This window comes from Ochrobactrum sp. SFR4 (assembly GCF_019730395.1).
Taxonomy (GTDB): Bacteria; Pseudomonadota; Alphaproteobacteria; order Rhizobiales; family Rhizobiaceae; genus Pseudochrobactrum.
In genome coordinates, this window is sequence record NZ_JAAPBB010000223.1 from 1 (window position 1) to 436 (window position 436).

The 436-nt window shown below is 51.1% G+C and carries 1 protein-coding gene; it reads right to left on the reverse strand.

The window, feature by feature from the left end; translation table 11 throughout:
* The coding region (locus HBA93_RS18720; protein WP_221724302.1) for a lipoprotein N-acyltransferase Lnb domain-containing protein at positions 1-436 on the reverse strand (436 nt) is incomplete at both ends.

Below are 436 nucleotides of genomic sequence, written 5' to 3' on the forward strand. Positions count from 1 at the left end.
CTGACCATGTTTCTTGCGGATTTCAGCGGAGAAAACGACATGACGCCCGTCTTCAAAGCCGAAACTGACCAGAGTGTGAGCAATCGCCGGACTTGACCAGTAAGAGAGAAACAGATCGACGCTCTGAATTTTGCTCAGATCATAGTCAGCGCTTTTCCAGTTGATCGTGTAATCCTGCTCGGTGCGCCAGTCAAAATCACGGATGTGATCGAGGCGTACCATGTCCCCAGTATATTCAGCGGTGACGGTTTGCGAAACCTCCGGCGCCCAGTCCCGGTTCAGGGATGGTTTGATCGTCTGCCACCAGACCAGCAAGGCTGCGAAGACAATGACAAAGCCGATGAATGCGGGTTTGCGATAATGTTGCAGGTCAGAGAACCAGATTGTGCTGAAGGCAACCAGAGCAATCAATACCCATAAAGCGATCACTTCATAG